General features: G+C 37.0%; 1 protein-coding gene. It reads right to left on the reverse strand.

The features are described 5' to 3' along the window. Positions 1–34: 34 nt before the first annotated feature. Positions 35–1,300, reverse strand: a complete 1,266-nt coding sequence (locus tag HX743_RS16030) for a transposase (protein WP_178319675.1) — start codon at positions 1,298–1,300, stop codon at positions 35–37. Between the last annotated feature and the right edge of the window lie 119 nt (positions 1,301–1,419).

Raw genomic sequence — 1,419 nt, forward strand, 5'->3', positions numbered from 1 at the left:
CATACGCGCCAACTTAAGCCATGTTGATGATATTTCATACACTCTGGTGCCTCCTAAATAACATTGAAATATCATCTGTAAATCGTTGTAATTTCCTCTTCCTAGGCCGCTCCGACATACTTTTAATACTGCTTGCTAGATTGGCTTCAAAGCTTGGATATTCTGCTAACAAACTGTATTTAATCTGATCATTCAAGTCTTGAATTAGCCGCCAAGGACTTAAGTTTCGGTTTTTATCGAGTAAACTAACACCATGATTAAAATAATGTTGTTTATAGATTTTCTCTACTAAAACTGCGTAAAGTAGCTTTCCGAGTAAATAAACCTCAGCTAATTTACCGTCTTTTTTAGCCCTTAGTAAATCTATGTTAAGCAAGCTTTTTAATCGTTTTATATATAGTTCGATTTGCCACCTGGCTTTATAAATATTTTGAACTTGAAGCGTACTAAGAACCTGCGGCGGAATCGTTGTAAATACCAGCATCCAGTTCGTTAAGTAAAGTGTTTGAGCTCTGACTTTTCGCCCATTTTTCTTAGCAAAGGTCATCATTTCTCGACGTTCATTCTCTGCAACTTTTGTGTTTTTAGCTATCGCATGGACATAACCCTTGATCCTCTTATCGCCTAAAATCATATAACACTCAATCACCTGATTTTTCTCAGACCGTGATATAAGTTGCTGATGCCAATCAATCTTAAGCTTTTGATTATTCGAATTAAATGTATAGAGAGGCATGGAGTTCGGTGTATATCTGACAATGACATCAGCGCCTTGATCGACTGTCGGCATAATGGTTTGAACTCGACTATAGCCACGGTCAGCCACAAAGACATAACCCTCACGAAGCTGATAATGCTGAAGTTTTTCGCCAACTTTGTCTGTTGTAACAACAGCATCAGTGAGCGTTAAATCCATCAAATCTATGCCGAGATGTAGTCTATAGCTCGTTTGTGTCGCACCTGGTTCCTGAACGGTAGAGCCATCTACAGCTATAAATTTTAAATCGCCTTCTGTATGGTTATGATCTGTGGTAAGAGTTTCTTTTAAAAGTGATTTAATCCAGTCAGCACAAGATATTAATCTCTTTTTTACGGCTTCGTCGCTGATTGCGGAATAAGTTTCAGTGAATTTTCCAGCGCATGCTCTTAAAGACAAATCGAGGCCACAATACAGCATAAGTAATTTAAACAGTTCTAAAGGCGATTTAATTTTTCTAGCCCGTTGAAAAGCATTACAATTTATCGCCATTTGTTCAATATTTGAAGGAAGTACTTGTAATAACTGTTGAAAATGAATCATGATACGCCACGGTGGTTGTGTTTTGTGTTAGCGCATTAATAAATACAACCACCTTTTTTATTTTTCAAGCGATAATTATAATATATTTCAACAGTTTAAGCCTTAAGTTGGCGCGTATG

The sequence above is a fragment of the Acinetobacter sp. Swhac1 genome (genome assembly GCF_013390985.1).
GTDB lineage: Bacteria > Pseudomonadota > Gammaproteobacteria > Pseudomonadales > Moraxellaceae > Acinetobacter > Acinetobacter towneri.